This is a genomic window from Bordetella tumbae, from assembly GCF_965139195.1.
Lineage (GTDB): Bacteria > Pseudomonadota > Gammaproteobacteria > Burkholderiales > Burkholderiaceae_B > Bordetella_A > Bordetella_A tumbae.
The window spans coordinates 156,394-172,914 of sequence record NZ_CBCSJH010000001.1 but is presented as its reverse complement, the minus strand read 5'-3'; the positions used below and the strand labels follow the sequence as shown (position 1 = coordinate 172,914).

Below are 16,521 nucleotides of genomic sequence, written 5' to 3'. Positions count from 1 at the left end.
CGCGATCCGCCCAATTCGATTAAGGACCAAAAATGAGCAAGTACGACATGCTGGCCATAGACGCGGTGGTCAACATCTGGACCCCTGAGACTTATGAGCTGCGCCCCAATCGGGACGCGTTTTTCGGTGGAAAAATGAAAGTGCAGGATCACACGTTGCGTGGGATCACTCATGATGAAATGCTGCGACGGATGGATGCTGCGGGTATTGAGCGGGCGTTTCTGATTGCCAGCAAAGTCGGCACCAAAGGGCATCGCGCCAGCTACCACATTCCTTACGAGATGGTAGCCGAAGCCATCAATCTGCATCCCGATCGTTTTCTGGGTCTGGCCGGCATCGATCCCACAGAAGGCATGGATGGGGTCCGTCAGTTGGAGGCAGCGGTTCGGGACTATGGATTCATCGGCGCACACGGCTATCCGCATTGGTTTGAATTGGCCCCGGACCACGCCAAGTGGTATCCCTTTTATGCCAAGTGTGTAGAACTGGATATTCCCATTCAACTGCAGGTGGGGCAATCCATGCTTTATGACCCGAACTACCGCCTGCGCAGCGTGGGTAAGCCGATCACCCTGGATGCAGTCGCTTGCGACTTTCCCGAGTTGAAACTGATCGGCATCCATGTAGGCATCCCATGGACAGATGAAATGATCGCCATGGCATGGAAGCATCCAAACGTATACATCGGTTGCGATGCACATGCTCCCAAATACTGGCCTGATTCGTTCGTCCACTACATCAACACGTACGGCAGCAACAAGGTCCTGTTCGGCACGGACTTTCCGATCCTGGATTTCGAACGCACGCGCGACGAGATCGAAGCCCTGGACCTGCGCCCTGACTCCAAACGAAAACTGCTGCGCGACAACGCGATACGTGTGTACAAAATAAATGAAGGGGCCACACAGTGAGCGTGCCTAATATTGCAGACATGTTGTCCCTGCATGCGCAGATGCGGCCTTCCAGCGTCGCACTTGTGCATGGCGATGAATCACTGACGTACGCCGAGTTGAACAAAGCCGTCTTGCAGCGCGCGGCGATGTTGCAGGAGATGGGAATACGCACCGGCAACATTGTCGCCGTGGCACTGAAAGACGGCATAGAACATGTATTGATGCTCTATGCCATTGCCCGTGCAGGCGCAGTGATTCTGCCTATGGATTGCCGGTGGAAAGAGTTTGAAAAGCTACGCGTTGCAAAACACTTCCAGCCGACATTGATCATGGTCGAGCCGGGAGGGGACATTCCTGGGGCCGTATGCATTACAGCGGATGCGGGCTGGAATAAGAAAATCATCGGCACGTTGATCGATCATGCCTTTCCCGATGGGAATCGGGGCGTTGTCATGTCATTGTCGTCGGGCACAACAGGACGTCCCAAAGGCCCCATGCTGACGCATAGCCAGTTTCAAGCGCGATTCTGGACACATTGGGTGGATCTGGGCTTTGGCAGCCGGGAAGTCTACGTCAACGCCACGCCACTCTACTTCGGAGGTGGCAGAGCATTCGCCATGTCCACGCTACATGCGGGAGGCAAGCTGGTTCTGTTTCCTCCGCCTTATGCCCCGGAAGACCTGGCCACCGAGATTGCACGCACACAGGGCACGATTCTCTTTCTGGTACCAACGCTGCTGCGCAGAATGATGAATACGGAGTCTGAGAAGTTGATTCCGATGAAGGCACTCACCACACTGATCTCGTCTGGTTCGGCCTTGACGGCGGAGGAACGCAAACGCATCAAAGAAGACATATGTCCGAACTTTCTTGAATACTACAGCTCCACCGAAGGCGGCGGCATTACTGTGTTGCCTTCCGCCGACCAGATTGCGCACGGAGACTCCGTCGGGCGGCCCGTTTATGGCGTCGAGGTGCAAGTCGTGGACGAAAATCATCATCCTGTTCCCCGCGGAGAAACAGGACGAATTCGATATCGCGGACCTGCCGTCGCCAATGGGTTCTACAACGATCCGGAAGCCAGTGCAGAAGCCTTTTATCAAGGATGGTTCTATCCGGGAGATCTGGGCAGCCTGGGCACAGAGGGGTACCTGACGTTGAAAGGACGGTCCAAGGACATGATCATCCGCGGAGGGGTAAACATCTACCCCCTGGAAATCGAGACCATCTTGTCAACCCATGAATCGATTGCCGAAGTCGCTGTAGTCGGTTGGCCATCGCGCGAGTTCAACGAAGAAGTCGCTGCCTTTGTCACCTTGCGCAAAGGGCATGCTCTCGATGAAGAGGCGCTCAAGAGAATGTGCAGAGCCACGCTCGCACCTTATAAAATTCCACGTGAGATTTTCCTATTGGACGAATTACCTCGCAACTCAGGCGGAAAGATCATCAAAAGCGAGCTCACGGCGAAACTGCCGCCGTTGTAGTAGCCAGTCAGTGCCGAGCGTCATACAACGCGGCCGCAGACCGGTCAGGATCTCAGGTCACGCTGCTTCGAGAACTCGCATCTCAATGTGAAGTCCGGCGGCGGTGGCCATGTTGACCAAGGCATCGAGAGCAAACAGATTGATCTTGCCGCGCATTAGGTCAGAGACTCTTGGCTGCGTCACACCAAAGAGCTTTGCTGCTTGCGCCTGGCTCATTCCGGTACGGGCAAGATGATTTTTCAGAGCCGTCATCAAGATAGAACGCAACTTCATGTTCTCTGCCTCTTCTGGAGTATCCTCAATGGCGTCCCATACGCCGGCAAACCGCGGATTACTCATGACCCAACTCCTGTAATAAAGCACGATAGCGCTTCGAGGCAAACTCCAAATCTGATGTGCTGATTTGCTGGGCCTTCTTTTGAAAACAGTGCAGCACATAAATCACCGTAGGCGTCCATAGTCCAAAGCCTACCTATTTCAGGCTTAACAACTGGATCTTTAGCCAGATTCTGCGTCAGATCAGATCGATCCTACGCCCGACTCATCGAGCAACACGAGCCTCACCGTGGTTGTTAGCGCTTTACCTCTGCCAGCATAGGCATTTGCTTGTCCTGTTGCGCGGCTGACGGCGGCTCAACAATCGGTTTCCCACGTTGAGAAGCGTGCCAAGGCAATAGATGCTCTTCGACGATCTCCAGCCCTTTGAACAAGATCACACCCAGTATGCAAAGCAGCGCCAACGCCACAAAAACCGTCGGCGTGTCAAAGCTGCCCTGGGCGACAAGGATGACATAGCCCAATCCACTGCCGCCGGCGACAAACTCGCCCACAATCGTACCGACGAGGGCAAACGAAATACCGACCTTCATACCGGCAAAGATGCTGGGCAATGCGTTTGGAAAACGGATCTTCCACAGCACTTTGCTGCGAGAGGCTTGATTTGCACGCGCCATGTTGAGCATTTCTGGATCGATAGATTTCAGACCCAGTACTGTATCGATCAGAATCGGGAAAATAGCGATCAGCATGGCGATTGCGATCTTTGGTGCGGAACCTGTACCGAGCCAGATGACAAACAACGGCGCGAGTGCGACTTTCGGTACGGCATTCAGCGCAACCATCAAGGAATACAAAGTACGGTCAAGGAATCGAGAATAGACAATACCAATGGCCGCCCCAACGCCGAGCACCACGGCCAGAACAAAGCCCGCCATCGTAGTCTGCAAGGTATCCAGGGTCTGCATTAATAGAAACCCGGGCTGCGCCATGAACTCGGCAAAGATCTTGCTAGGTGCCGGCAGCAAAAATTCCCTGACGGCAAACCATCTGACACCGCCTTCCCACAGCACGAGAATAACGAGCATCGTCAAAATAGCCAGCCGGCTTTCCTCGGCGCGTTTCCATAAGCCTTTCATCGCTTACCCCTTGTAGATTCCGAGTTCGCGGAAGATCCCGCGGATCTGCGACACGTAGTCGGCAAAGGCCTTTGTTTCACGAATGGCCAAACCGCGAGGCCTATCGAGCTCAATAGGGACGACTGCCGCCACACCGCCAGGATTACGGGACATCACGACAACGCGATCGCTCAGGTAGACAGCCTCGGAAATCGAATGCGTGATAAAGAGCACCGTCTTGCCGGTATCCATCCAGGTACGCTGCAGCTCTTCATTCAGTTCGTCCCGAGTAAAAGGATCGAGCGCCCCAAAGGGCTCGTCCATCAGCAGCAGTTGAGGATCGACCAGCAATGCACGGCAGATCGAGGCGCGTTGTCGCATGCCGCCCGACAGTTCCCACGGAAATCGATCGGCAAAGGCGCCAAGCCCGAACAGGTTCAACACCGCGCGGGCTCTTTCTTCGTAGTCCTTTCGGTTCAGATTATGAAACTCGGCAGAGATCAACACATTGTCGAGAATGGTGCGCCAATCCAAAAGCAGGTCACGCTGAAAAACGACTCCCATGTTCGACGGGGGACAGACGATGGGATCACCCTGCAGGGCGAGATGCCCGCTCGAGATGGGTTCAAGCCCTGCCACGCATTTCAATAAGGTGCTTTTGCCACAGCCGCTCGGCCCGACAATGCTCACAAACTCGCCCTGCTCGATATCGAGGCTCACGTCCTTGAGCGCGTAGAGCGGATCGCGCTGAGAGCGGTAGATTTTGTTGAGCTGACCTATCTCTAAGAATGCCGACATGTTCGCCCCTGTCTCGTCAGTTTGCCAACATTGCGTTGGTGTAATAATCGGACGGCTTATGGCCCGGCTTGATAGCGCCTACCTGCTCCATAGACTGGATTGCCGCGACCCAGTCAGTATCATTTTGGGCACCAAAGGGCGCACCTTTCTGCGAAGGGCTTTCGAAGAACTCGCGGTACGCGACGATCTGCGCACGCAGAATCTCGGGATCAAGCTTCGCGTTCGGCCGTTGGGCGACAATGGCGGCGACTGCCTCGTCTTCATGGCCTGCATAGATGTACTGCCATGCCTTGACCTGAATCTGCGTGAACTTCTTGATCGCTTCCGCGCGCTCACCCAACGCTCTCGGTGTGGTCACCAAGCCATAGCTGGGAAAATTGATCCCGCTATCGGCCAGCAGCAGTGTCTTGGCCGGTCGTACCTTTGCTACCATCGGCTGGCCAAAGGGGGCTTGTGACAGGAACCCGTCACTGTTGCCCGACGCGTAGGTCGAAATCATGGCACTAGGCGCGACCATCACGACATTGGTCTTGGATTTCGGTACATCACTGGCCTTGAAATAGGGATCGATAAAAGGAGCCCAGGGACTGGTCGTAAAGCAAACGAGCTTCTTGCCGATCAAATCGGCGGGGGATTTGATGTCCAGTTTTTCGTCCACCAGCACCGCCAGGTCGCCCTTACGGGCAAAGCCAGCGATAGAGATGAGATCCAATCCGTTCTCTTTGGCGATAGCCATCGTGCCTAATTGGACTTGACCGATATCCATCTGGCCGACGGCCACCAGTTGCAGTGTGTTGATCGTGCCGGTGCCATCCTGAATTTCCACATCGAGGCCGGCGTCTTTAAACCAGCCTTTTTGTTGCGCCAGGTGCATGGCCGCATGCATACCCCACGCAGAAAAATCCAATCGCACTCGTAGCTTTTCGCTTTCCGCATGCGCACTCATTGCAGTGAAAGCGAACAACATCGTTGCCGCCAGAACGGTCCGGTGGATCCGGTTCAGAAAAGACGAACGCATTTTGTAATCCTCGTGAGGCATGTATAGGTAACGTCAAACAGGAATTCGGAATTTTCCCCTAGCGGCGCGCTATGCAGCCTGCGCCAAGGCATTGCGGCGCAGCACTTCGCTAGCCGTGTGATCCACCGCACCGGTATGAGGATCGACCACGACCTTGTAATGCTCAAGGACATATTTCGCGGTCAACTTGTGGTTCCACACGTCTTCGCGGATGCGATCCCAGTCACGATCCATAGGATCGCCAAAACCACCGCCACCCGGTTGAATATGCGTCACCACATCGTTGCGTGCAACTGTCATTCCGACTTTGCTAGGCAACTCCGTCAGTTCATCTCCATGCTGCAGCACGTTGCGAGCTGGGCTCGCCGGCGTGCCGCCCGCCAAGCCATAAGGCGGGAATTTCATGCGATCGGCACGAAGTTGCAACAGCGCATCTGGCGCCAGCACACGATAACTGCGGCGGATACCTAGCCCACCGCGATATTGACCAGCGCCGCACGAGTCCTCAACCAATTCGTAGGCCTCGACCCGCACGGGATGTTGAGCCTCCAAGGTTTCCACGGGAGTATTCGAAAGGTTCTGGGAAGCATTGGTGATGGCTTCAATTCCGTCGCTGGCAGGACGGCCACCCCATGCACCGCAGATCATGTCGACAATGATGTACGGCTTGCCTTCGTCACTTTTTCCAGACAGACATACTACGGTGTTACCACCCTCACCCGCGGCCGGGATCCGATGCGGTACGACTTGGGCCAGCGCACCGAGCATGGCGTCAAACACGCGATAACCTGTTAACGCGCGAGCCGCCACTGCGCTCGGAGGCAGCGGATTCAATACTGAACCTTCGGGCACATGCACATCAATGCAGCGGAATACGCCTGCGTTGTTTGGAACGTCTCCCAACAGTGCGCAACGCACGCTCAGGTAAGTGCATGATTTGGTGTATGACAACGTGGAATTGATGGCTGCACGGACCTGTGGCGAGGATCCGGTATAGTCCGCCGACACACGGTCTTCGTGTACAGTCAGCGCCACCTCGATACGGATGGGGTCTGGCGACAGTCCGTCGTCATCAATATAGTCGACGAAATGAAACGTCCCTTTGGGCCACTTTCTGATCTCTTCTCGCGTCAAGCGTTCTGCATAGTCCAACAGCTCGTTCAAGTAGGCGCGTGAATCATCTCTGCCATAGCGATCAAATAGGGCTGTCAATTCGCGCACTCCGATCTGAGAGGCTGCATACTGAGCCTTCAAATCGCCGAGAACGCGATCTGGCACACGGACATTCTGCGCAATGATGCGCTCCAACGTTTCGTTGACCTTGCCGGCCTCATAGAGCTTTAGCACTGGAATGCGCAAGCCTTCCTGATAGATCTCGGTCGAATCGCTGGCATTTGAACCAGGCACACGTCCGCCCACATCGGTGTGATGGCAGATGACAACGCAGTATCCTTCGATCTCACCTTGATAAAAGAACGGAACGAACATGAAGATGTCCGGAAGGTGCATTCCTCCCTCATAGGGATCGTTCACGATCACCGCGTCTCCGGGCTGCAGTGTATTGCCATAACGCTGCTGCAGCGCCGCCATGGCTTCCGGAATAGCGCCTAGATGCAAAGCAATGGTTTTTGCCTGCGCGACCATGCGGCCATGGCGATCGCATATGGCGGCCGAGTAGTCCATCACATCTTTGACGATTTCCGATCGCGCAGTGCGGATGACGGTGTATGCGATTTCGTCGACGATGGAGTCCATCGCATTCTTGACGACAGCAAAGGTAACGGGATCGAATTGCGTACTCATGCTTGCTCCTGGGCGATATCGATGATGATGTTGCCGATCTTGTCTGCATGGGCCGAGGCGCCAGGCGGCACAACAATCGTGGTGTCATATGACTCGATGACTAGCGGGCCATGCCAAGGCTCGCCCTTGATGGCCGAGCGAGGCACCAGGCGAGTCTCGTACGGCGGCTGATCGCGCTCGAAACTAACCTGGCGAGTACCCGAGACGCCTTGCAACGCGCTTGCGTCAACGCGAATATCGTTGAATTTCAGCCGTTGATCACTGCGGCCATAGGCGCTCAGCCTGATATTCACGAGTTCCAGAGGTTCGTCGTTACCGTAACCAAAAGTCTGCCGATATTGATCACCGAAATCTTCGACCAATTGAGTAATGGCCGCATCGTCGATCGCTTGCTCTGCCGGACTGCGTAATGCAATGGTGAGCTCAGAACTCTGGCCGAGATAACGTAGATCCAAGCTGACTGCCATCTCAACGGCGTCTTGGGAATAGCCCTCTTGTGCCAGGACAGAGAACCCTTGAGTACGCAGTTCGGCAATCGCAGCGTTGATGGTTTCCTTGTCGCAGTTGGCGAGTGGACGCAGGATCGCTTTGACAAAGTTGTGCTCGGCATCTGCCCCCAGCATGCCTGCCGAGCAGAATACGCCGGCCATCACAGGGGCAATCACACGCTTGATGCCTAGCAGTTTGGCGACATCGACAGCATGCAACGGGCCACCGCCGCCGAATGCGATCATCGTCATATCGCGCGGATCGCGGCCACGTTCGACAGTCACCGCACGCAGCGCACGCGCCATACTCACATTGGCTACATGACGGATGCCGTGTGCAGCTGCCAGCATATCCAGTCCCAAGGGCTCGCCGATATGCGTCGCAATGGCATGCTGCGATTTCTCGGGATCGACCTTCAGACTGCCTCCTGCCAGCGCGGTGGGATTCAGGAAACCCAATGCCATGTTGGCGTCCGTGACAGTAGGACGGTCGTTGCCACGTCCATAGCATGCCGGCCCAGGATTCGCACCGGCAGATTCGGGGCCGACGCACAACAAGCCGCCGGCGTCGATACCGGCCAGAGAGCCGCCGCCGGCACCGACTTCGGCGATATCAATGGCGGGGACCTTGAGCACGTAGCCGCCGCCCTTTACAAAGCGGCTCGGGGCGCTGATTCCGTCCCGGAACTCGTATTCGTTGGTTAATGAGGGCACGCCTCCCATGATGATGGAAGCTTTCGCGGTCGTGCCGCCCATATCAAAAACGATGAGGTCCCTGCCATCGCCGAGCGCGCCTATCTGCGCAGCGCCCGCCACTCCTCCTGCCGGCCCGGAAGCCACGGCAAAGACGGGTTTTTCACTGGCGCTATCGACGCCCATCATGCCACCGTTGGAGGCCATCACCTGCAATGATGCTTTGACTCCCATACGCCCAAGATCGTCTTTCAACCGGCGCAGATACGTGCGCATCGCCGGCAGAATGTAGGCGTTCACCACAGTAGTACTCGTGCGCTCGTACTCCTTGATTTCCGGCAGAACATCGCACGACGCCGTGACGAGCAGTTGGGGAAACTCGCGCTCCAGCAGTGCCTTGGCTTCTAACTCGTGGGCAGGGTTGATATAGCTGTTCAAGAAGCAGACCGCCAGCGCCTCGACCCCTTCATCGACCAGATCGCGGGCAATGGACAGGACCTGATCGGCATTCAAGGGAACGATGACGTTTCCACGCGCATCCATCCTCTCATTAATGCCTCGACGGTAACGGCGGGCGGCCAGCGGTTGCGGCTTTTGCCAACCCAGGTCAAACATGGTGGGTGTACGAATACGGCCGATTTCGAGCACGTCTCGGAAACCAGCGGTGGTCAGTACGCCGGTGCGGGCGCCGACTTTTTGAAGAATCGTATTGGACGCCGTGGTGGTGCCATGGACGATCTCCGTAATGTCGCCGGGCTGGATGCCAGCCTGCTCGATCAATGCGCCCAAGCCAGTGACGATGGCCTCCCCAAGATCGTGGGGCGTTGTGGACGTCTTGTTCACAAAGAGCTGCCCATTCGGTAATGACAGGACGATGTCCGTAAAAGTGCCGCCGATATCGCACCCGACGCGGGCGCCTGCACTGGTTCCTACTTGCATCGTGCAACTCCAAGGAAAAGGGGACGCAGCCACTGCTATGCCTGGATGGATTGGCTTCAGGGCCGTGATCGAGTTCATTTACTAACTAACTAGTCAGTACAATAAGCGTGAAAAATGTGCCCGCCAATTCGGGTTTTCACGTAGCCGAAAGCGTTGCCAGCATTAGATATTCGGCCTCATTGCAGATCGACCGATACGGTGTAGACTAACCAACTAGTTAGCCGATGCAACACATCAAAGAAGCACGGCAGAACCGCTAATGAGACAGACAGGACCCATGCCAACGACGAAACCCAGCGGAAAATCAAAGCCCCGTGACGCGGCGGCCACGCGGGAAAAAATCCTTCAGATGGCCGCGCGTGAATTTGCCTCTAAAGGCTATGACGGTGCGCGCGTTGACAGCATCGTGGCACGCAGCAAAATCAGCAAGAACCTCGTCTACCACTACTTCGAAAGTAAAGAGGCGCTCTTTATCGAGGTCATGGAACGGGCATACTCCGCCATGAGAGAACGGCAGAATCAGTTCGGCTTGCTGGGCGAGAACCCTGTCGAAGACATGCGAACCTTGGTGATGCAGACGATTCGGCATTTCATTGAGCATCCGGAATTCATTCAGCTGTTGAGTACGGAAAACTTGCACAAGGCCGAACACATCCGGAAATCCAAAGTGATTCCAGCGATGTTCAATCCGCTCAAGAGCGCGTTGGCGGACATTCTCGAACGAGGGAAAGAACAAGGCGTATTTCGTGCCGACGCAGATTGGGTCGACCTCTATGTATCGATATCAGGGCTGGGGTCCTATTCGATATCGAACCGGTATACCTTGTCGTTTGTGCTGGGGGTTGATCTCGGCGCACAGGAACGCGTGGAGGCTCGCCTGCAGCACGTGTGCGAAATGGTGATGAGCTATTTGCTGCAGCCGAATTCGAAGCGCCCGCCGAATGCTTGAATGGCGGCTCAGCCGATCAGCGCCTCCTCTAAGGCACCAGGCGTCAGGTCCGGCGCAAGCTTTCCTAGGAAGTCGCACAAATGACGCGGCCAATAGGCGCCGCGCCGGGCCAGGACATGGACAATACTGATCGGAAATAGATGATCGACGGATTGAGCCTGCAGCTCTTTATCGACAGGCTGCGAGAAAGCAATCACGGGAATGATGGCCAAACCCACGCCCGAAGCCGCGTAGTGCTTCATGATCTCGACGTCCGTGCCTTGTACTGCGATTTTGGGAGTCAGTCCTGCGGCGTCGAACGCCTGGGTGATACGCCGGCCGATGGCGTGTTGTTCGCTGTACGTGATCAGGGGGTAACGGGCGATGCTCTCCAGTGTCAGTGGCTTGTCCTTGAGAACAGGATGACCTCGTTTGCTGACCAACACATGATTGAGCTCGTAACACGGGATCGCCGCCAGAGACGGCGGCAGGACGGGGGGCACGGTAGACAAGCCGATGTCTACTTTTCCCGTGGCGACGAGATCGGCAATCTCTAGAGGTGTCGCCTGAATCAAGCGCAACGCCACACTGGGATTGCGCCTGCAAAATTCCGGCACGATATCCTGCAGCGCATAGCGTGCATGAGTATGTGTCGTCGCGATAGCCAGACGCCCCTGGGCCTTGAGCTGCTGGTCTGCGACGATGTTGGAGATGTCTTCGGTGGCTGCCATCATCGTCCGCATGCATCGCAAGACCTGGTCCCCCACCTCGGTCAGCGCCAGAATACGACTCTTGGAACGAATCAACAGCGCGGTACCGAGTCGTTCCTCTAGCTGTGCGATCTGTTTGCTGACGGCCGATTGGCTGGTGTATAGCGCCAGCGCGGTGCGTGAGACATTCATGTCGTTTTCCACAAGCGCACAGAACGCACGTATCTGTTGCAGGTTCACACTGTCTCCTTTGACGGTTTCCCACACGGGCCGCCCTCGAGCGCGCCGGGCCTGGGGCCTTTTGTTATCTGTGGAGGAAATGTATTCCAATTTGGAATTGACATCCACAATCTATCACTTCTTGGAAATCCCGCGAGGAACTAGGATGGACGCCTAGACAACCATTCCAACGAAGAAACGTGACCTCTGAGACGACGCCTGAAGCACTCCAAGCCCTGCAATTCTGGATAAATCGCAGCGAAGAGACCACCGATATCGTGACTCCGCAGTTGGCCGAACGATTGGCGGCGACACTCGAATCTGCGCGCAACATGCGGTTCGAGCGCGGCATCGAGTTCCCGCAAATGTGGTATTCCGTGCTTTTTCCGCGGGTCGTGCCACGCTCGAAGATCGGCAATGACGGCCACCCCGCGCTCGGTGATTTTCTACCCCCCGTGCCGTTGCCTAAGCGCATGTTCGCCGGAAAGCGCATCCAGTTTGTTAGTCCCATTCTGATCGGAGATGAATTGCGGCGGGTGTCGACCATTGCGTCGATTACGCCGAAGCTAGGCAGCACGGGGCAGCTGGTCTTTGTCACGGTTCGGCACACGATCAGCAACGCGGCAGGTGTCTGCGTCATAGAGGAGCAGGATGTTGTGTATCGGGAGAACACCAATAAGAAAGACCAAGGTGCAGCCAAAACACCCACTGCGGACCCTTTCGAAGCTCGCTACCGATCAGCGCCCATCGTCGCGGATACTGTGATGATTTTTCGCTATAGCGCATTGTGTTTCAACGGTCACCGTATTCACTACGATTACCCCTATGCCACGCAGGTGGAAGGCTATCCCGGTCTGGTCGTCAATGGCGGACTCTCAGCGCTATGTGCGACGGAACATCTGCATCAAGCCTGGAACGGTACGTCGCTTTCCCACATCACGACGCGCAACGTTGCACCGCTGTTCGAGGGACAGACTTTTCATGTCGAAAGCCGCACCGGTGAGCATGACGGTGAAGTTGAATTTCGGGTTGTGTCACAAACAGGCGTCACGACGCTGCGCGGTTCCGCCACGGGAGTTGCGGCATGAGCCATATGACATCCGCTCCCGATGTATCCAACGCAGCAAAAGCGCCGCTGGAAGGATTACGCATCATCGACCTGACTCAAGTCGTAGTGGGTCCTTATGCCACACAATTTCTTGCGGATTTTGGGGCAGAAGTCATCAAGATCGAGCATCCGACGGGTGATCTGGCTCGCTGGATAGGTGGAAAATCCACGACACCCGGCATGGCGGCGAAGTACCTGCATCTGAATCGCAACAAGAAAAGCATTGCACTCGATCTAAAGAAACCCGGCGCGGCCGAAGCGCTGAAGAAACTCATCGTCACCGCCGACGTCGTCATACACAACATGCGGCCCTCTGCGGCAGCCCGCCTGGGACTGTCGGCACAGGATCTGTTGGAGCTCAAACCCGATCTGATTTATTGCAGTGTCGTAGGGTTCGGACAGGGCGGGCGCTACAAGGACAAGCCGGCCTATGACTCGATCATCCAGGGCGCATCCGGACTGGCTGCGATCAACAATGGGGGAGACGGGGAGCCGCGGTTCGTCCCCATGGTGATCGCTGATCGTACGGTCGGCATCATGGTCGCCAACACGATTCTGATGGGGGTGGTGCAGCGACTACGCCATGGCGGGCCGCAAATCATCGAAGTACCGATGTTCGAAAGCATGACCGCATTCGTATTGGCCGAGCATTTGTTTTTAAAGACCTTTGATCCACCCTTGGGGGAAACAGGTGACTCGCGTCTGCTCAATCCCAACTCGCGTCCCATACGCACAGCCGATGGGTATATCTGTGTGACGGCCAATACAGACGAGCAAGTATTCGCGATGTTTGATGCGATGGGTCGCTCTGATCTACGGACCGACCCGCGTTTTGCGGAAAAACGGGCACGTTTCGAGAACATTGGGGAGATGTTCCGGATCCGCAATGAGATCTTTGCGAGCCGCACCACCGCACAATGGCTGGAAATACTCGAGGCGGCGGATGTCCCTGCAATGCCGTTGCACACGCTGGATTCCGTGCTCGATGATCCGCATCTCGCCGACACACGGCTATTTCAACCAATCGATCATCCGACCGAGGGAAAGATCATCAATCTACGCAATCCCATTCAGTTCTCCAGTTATGAACCATCACTGAAATGGCCGGCCCCGCTGATCGGGCAACACAGCATAGAACTGCTGCGCAGCGTCGGAGTCAGCGACCAGGACATTGAAGCCATGCTGGAAAGCGGAGCCACCGTCAACCATTGTTAAGAAGCTTGAAAATCAACCGTCGCACAGCATCGCGCCATACGGCGTGCCTATAAAACGAACGACGCGCAACCCCCGAGGAGACGACAAAAATGTTCCATAAGTTCGTGTTTGCATCGCTGATGACGCTTGCGGCGATTGGTTCCGGCCCATCGCAAGCGGCGGAAACGTACCCCTCACGGCCGATCACGCTCGTCGTGCCGTTCACGCCGGGCGGCAGCACCGATATCATTGCGCGTGTGATGGGCAAAAAGCTAGGCGAGATCCTGGGCCAATCCATCGTGGTGGAAAATCGGCCTGGCGCCGGCGGCATTGTCGGCGTGCAGTACGCGAAGTCACAGCCGGCTGACGGCTATACGCTGCTGATGGGAGCCATCGGCACATTCGGTGCCAACGCGACGTTGTACAAACGTCTGCCCTATGATCCGGTGAAAGACTTCACACCCATTTCGCTCGTCGCCGGTGTACCCAACGTCCTGGCGGTGAACCCGGCCAAGCTGGATGTGCACAACGTAGACGAATTGATCCGCACCGTGCGGGCCAAACCGAATGGTTATGACTACGCATCGGGTGGCAGCGGCAGTGCAGCGCATCTCGCGACCGAGTACTTTGCGTTGCAGGCCAATATTCAAATTCAACACATCCCATACAAAGGCACCGCACCTGCGTTGAACGATCTGGTGGGGGGTGTGACGTCTCTCGTGCTGACAGGGTATCCCCCGTTGGCTCCGTTCCTGTCTTCTGGCCGGTTGCGGCCCATTGCCGTGGCCTCCGCAAAGCGCCTGCCGCAGTTACCGGATGTGCCGACCATCAGCGAAACCAAGGGGCTCGAGGGATTCCAGGCGGATCAGTGGTATGGCATCCTGACCAAGGCAGGGACTCCAAAACCCATCGTCGATAAATTGAATGCGGCCATTGTCGAAGCGTTGGCGGATCCAGAAACGCTGAAACAGTTCCACGCAGAGGGTTTGGAGCCCATGTCCAATAGCCCGGAAGCGTTCTCCGCATTCATCAAGGAACAAATCCAACTATGGGGATCGGTGGTCCGTAAAGCGGGCATCATCATCGACTGAATACCGTTAGAACGATACCCGTCTCGACATAGCGGCAGGAGAGTGAGATCAGCCTGGCGCGATGCGGACCAGCGTCTTTTCTCCCGTCGCCATACGCGAGTAGCTCGCGATGGCGTCGAGCGTCAACACCTCAGGCAGCGTGATTTCCCGCGTGTAATGGCTGGCAAATGTGCTGGTCATTTCGTCGAAGATGCGTTGCTTCAGTTGCTGTACGCGTTCGGCCCCTGCGCGTTGCAAGAAGGGGAAAAGCAGCCATCCGCCTATCCCCCATGCCGATCCGAAATTGCGCTCGATCTCGATGAGTGACCGGTTCAAGCTGCCGTAGACGTAGACCTGTTTATGAACGTCGGTGCCATATCGGTTGTAGGTACGCCCCGGTCTCTGCAGCAATGCCGCTTCCATGGCGAACAGGAGCCGCCCAGCTAGCTGGCCGCCACCGATCGCATCAAAAGCGATGGTCGCTCCCGTGACCAAGAGAGCTTCGACAAGCTTGGCATCGAAGTCCTCGGCGCTGCTGTCAACCACATGCTTGGCACCCTGTTTCGTCAACAGTTCGGCCTGTTCTGGTCGACGCACAATGTTCACCAGCGGAATGCCGTCCTTTAGACAAATGCGGTTGAGCATCTGGCCCAGGTTGGATGCGCCAACGGTGTGCACAAGTGCGCGATGCCCTTCCATGCGCATGGTTTCCACCATGCCCAGCGCCGTCAAGGGATTCACGAAGCACGAGGCTCCCTGAGCAGCCGTCGCGCCATCAGGCAAGACCAGACATTGCTTCGCGGGCAGCGCGCGGTACTCGGCATACATTGCACCGCCTATCATGGCGACCTTTTTTCCCAGCAAGGCCTGCGCCCCGGGGGAGTCGCCTACGGCAACCACGGTACCAGCCCCCTCGTTGCCCACGGGCAGTGCCTGGCCGACCCTCCCTGATGCCGCCGCCATCGCGGCAGCCGACAGAGGAGCCGTAATCACCGGGCGCTCGTCGGTACCGGACTGATGGGCTTTGGCGATGTCGGCGCCCGTGAACATCACCCCTATGTCCGAGGGGTTCATGGGTGAAGCCTCCATGCGCACGATCACTTCATCGGCAGTTGCAGGAGTTGGTACCGGCACATCGGCCAGCGACAGCTCCAATGTGGCGTCGGGTCGGACAAGAGAACGCAATTGCAGGGGCATAGGGCCTCCGGTGAGCCATTCAGACAGGTCCCCGTAGTTTGACGTGAAGCGGGGCAATCTGTCGATAGCCATTCGGATAAGTTAAGGTATAAGGCCCGAATCGATCTGATCTCGTGCAGGGAAGCGTGTTCTTCAAAGGCTTATCTGTATTTCGTTGAAACCCACTGACAAGGAATCCAATCATGATGACCCGATTTGGCCGTGTGAGCGCTGCTGTCATAACAGCGTTTGCACTGACTGTCCCGTTGCTCCAAGGCTGCGCCACCAGCAGCCAGAATGATCCGCGCGTCGTGGCCGCAGAGATGGATAAGCCTTTCAATAATTGGCTCAATACGCTCGTTACTCAGATCAAGGCCGATCCAAAATACAAACGCCTTCCGCTGGATACGGAGGCACAGCAAGAGGAATTCATGGTGTGGCTCCATAACGCCTACCATCGTCGGATCACGAAAGAGGAATTTTCGGCTTGGGTGAATAGCCAGTATCCGAACCATCAATACGAGATTTCCTTTATTGTCTCCAGGCTCCCATAATCGGATGAATCGCGTCGCTGAAGAGGAAGCGTCAGCGACGCGAACCTGAAAC

Annotated in this window: 16 protein-coding genes; 7 read left to right on the top strand and 9 right to left on the bottom strand. The window is 56.3% G+C overall.

Annotated features, from left to right (window positions below):
• The first annotated feature begins 32 nt into the window (after window positions 1-32).
• Complete coding sequence (locus tag ACNA0J_RS00845) at window positions 33-911, top strand: amidohydrolase family protein (RefSeq protein WP_415815462.1); 879 nt, start codon at window positions 33-35, stop codon at window positions 909-911.
• Window positions 908-2,377, top strand: a complete 1,470-nt coding sequence (locus ACNA0J_RS00840; protein ID WP_415815460.1) for a class I adenylate-forming enzyme family protein — start codon at window positions 908-910, stop codon at window positions 2,375-2,377. The genes ACNA0J_RS00845 and ACNA0J_RS00840 overlap by 4 nt, the downstream gene beginning before the upstream one ends.
• A gap of 57 nt (window positions 2,378-2,434) precedes the next feature.
• Here the strand turns inward: ACNA0J_RS00840 and ACNA0J_RS00835 are convergent, their stop codons facing one another.
• The 7 genes from ACNA0J_RS00835 to ACNA0J_RS00805 form a co-directional block, all read right to left on the bottom strand.
• A complete protein-coding gene (locus ACNA0J_RS00835; protein WP_415815458.1) occupies window positions 2,435-2,716 on the bottom strand; it encodes a helix-turn-helix domain-containing protein in 282 nt (93 codons plus the stop codon).
• Window positions 2,709-2,813: a hypothetical protein gene (locus ACNA0J_RS00830; RefSeq protein WP_415816471.1), complete on the bottom strand. Its 105-nt coding sequence runs from the start codon at window positions 2,811-2,813 to the stop codon at window positions 2,709-2,711. The genes ACNA0J_RS00835 and ACNA0J_RS00830 overlap by 8 nt, the downstream gene beginning before the upstream one ends.
• Window positions 2,814-2,949: 136 nt before the next feature.
• Complete coding sequence (locus ACNA0J_RS00825; RefSeq protein ID WP_415815456.1) at window positions 2,950-3,792, bottom strand: ABC transporter permease; 843 nt, start codon at window positions 3,790-3,792, stop codon at window positions 2,950-2,952.
• A gap of 3 nt (window positions 3,793-3,795) precedes the next feature.
• A complete protein-coding gene (locus ACNA0J_RS00820) occupies window positions 3,796-4,569 on the bottom strand; it encodes an ABC transporter ATP-binding protein (protein ID WP_415815454.1) in 774 nt (257 codons plus the stop codon).
• Window positions 4,570-4,585: 16 nt separating this feature from the next.
• Window positions 4,586-5,587 carry an ABC transporter substrate-binding protein gene (locus tag ACNA0J_RS00815; protein ID WP_415815452.1) on the bottom strand — a complete coding sequence of 334 codons (1,002 nt, stop codon included), beginning with the start codon at window positions 5,585-5,587 and terminating at the stop codon, window positions 4,586-4,588.
• A gap of 69 nt (window positions 5,588-5,656) precedes the next feature.
• Window positions 5,657-7,390, bottom strand: coding sequence for a hydantoinase B/oxoprolinase family protein (locus ACNA0J_RS00810; RefSeq protein WP_415815450.1), 1,734 nt, complete (start codon window positions 7,388-7,390; stop codon window positions 5,657-5,659).
• On the bottom strand, window positions 7,387-9,510 hold the full coding sequence (locus ACNA0J_RS00805) for a hydantoinase/oxoprolinase family protein (protein ID WP_415815448.1): 2,124 nt from the start codon (window positions 9,508-9,510) through the stop codon (window positions 7,387-7,389). Before ACNA0J_RS00805 ends, ACNA0J_RS00810 begins: the two co-directional genes overlap by 4 nt.
• Before the next feature lie 277 nt (window positions 9,511-9,787).
• On the opposite strand from ACNA0J_RS00805, the gene ACNA0J_RS00800 reads away from it, so the two are divergent.
• Entirely contained in the window at window positions 9,788-10,459 is a 672-nt protein-coding gene (locus tag ACNA0J_RS00800; RefSeq protein ID WP_415815446.1) for a TetR family transcriptional regulator, read from the top strand.
• Window positions 10,460-10,467: 8 nt separating this feature from the next.
• Here ACNA0J_RS00800 and ACNA0J_RS00795 read toward each other — a convergent pair whose 3' ends face one another.
• Window positions 10,468-11,388 (bottom strand): LysR substrate-binding domain-containing protein, encoded by a 921-nt coding sequence (locus ACNA0J_RS00795; protein ID WP_415815444.1) that lies wholly within the window; start codon window positions 11,386-11,388, stop codon window positions 10,468-10,470.
• A 179-nt stretch (window positions 11,389-11,567) separates the two neighbouring features.
• Here ACNA0J_RS00795 and ACNA0J_RS00790 point away from each other — a divergent pair, with 179 nt between their 5' ends.
• The 3 genes from ACNA0J_RS00790 (at window position 11,568) to ACNA0J_RS00780 (ending at window position 14,760) form a co-directional block, all read left to right on the top strand.
• On the top strand, window positions 11,568-12,455 hold the full coding sequence (locus ACNA0J_RS00790; RefSeq protein ID WP_415815442.1) for an HTD2 family dehydratase: 888 nt from the start codon (window positions 11,568-11,570) through the stop codon (window positions 12,453-12,455).
• A complete protein-coding gene (locus ACNA0J_RS00785; protein ID WP_415815440.1) occupies window positions 12,452-13,690 on the top strand; it encodes a CaiB/BaiF CoA transferase family protein in 1,239 nt (412 codons plus the stop codon). The genes ACNA0J_RS00790 and ACNA0J_RS00785 overlap by 4 nt, the downstream gene beginning before the upstream one ends.
• A gap of 89 nt (window positions 13,691-13,779) precedes the next feature.
• Window positions 13,780-14,760: a Bug family tripartite tricarboxylate transporter substrate binding protein gene (locus tag ACNA0J_RS00780; RefSeq protein ID WP_415815438.1), complete on the top strand. Its 981-nt coding sequence runs from the start codon at window positions 13,780-13,782 to the stop codon at window positions 14,758-14,760.
• A 48-nt stretch (window positions 14,761-14,808) separates the two neighbouring features.
• On the opposite strand, the gene ACNA0J_RS00775 is transcribed toward ACNA0J_RS00780, so the two are convergent.
• The gene (locus ACNA0J_RS00775; RefSeq protein ID WP_415815436.1) at window positions 14,809-15,936 is read right to left on the bottom strand and encodes a zinc-binding dehydrogenase; all 1,128 of its coding nucleotides are present in this window, start codon (window positions 15,934-15,936) and stop codon (window positions 14,809-14,811) included.
• Between the two features lie 182 nt (window positions 15,937-16,118).
• On the opposite strand from ACNA0J_RS00775, the gene ACNA0J_RS00770 reads away from it, so the two are divergent.
• Window positions 16,119-16,469, top strand: a complete 351-nt coding sequence (locus tag ACNA0J_RS00770) for a hypothetical protein (protein WP_415815434.1) — start codon at window positions 16,119-16,121, stop codon at window positions 16,467-16,469.
• The last annotated feature ends 52 nt before the right edge of the window (window positions 16,470-16,521 follow it).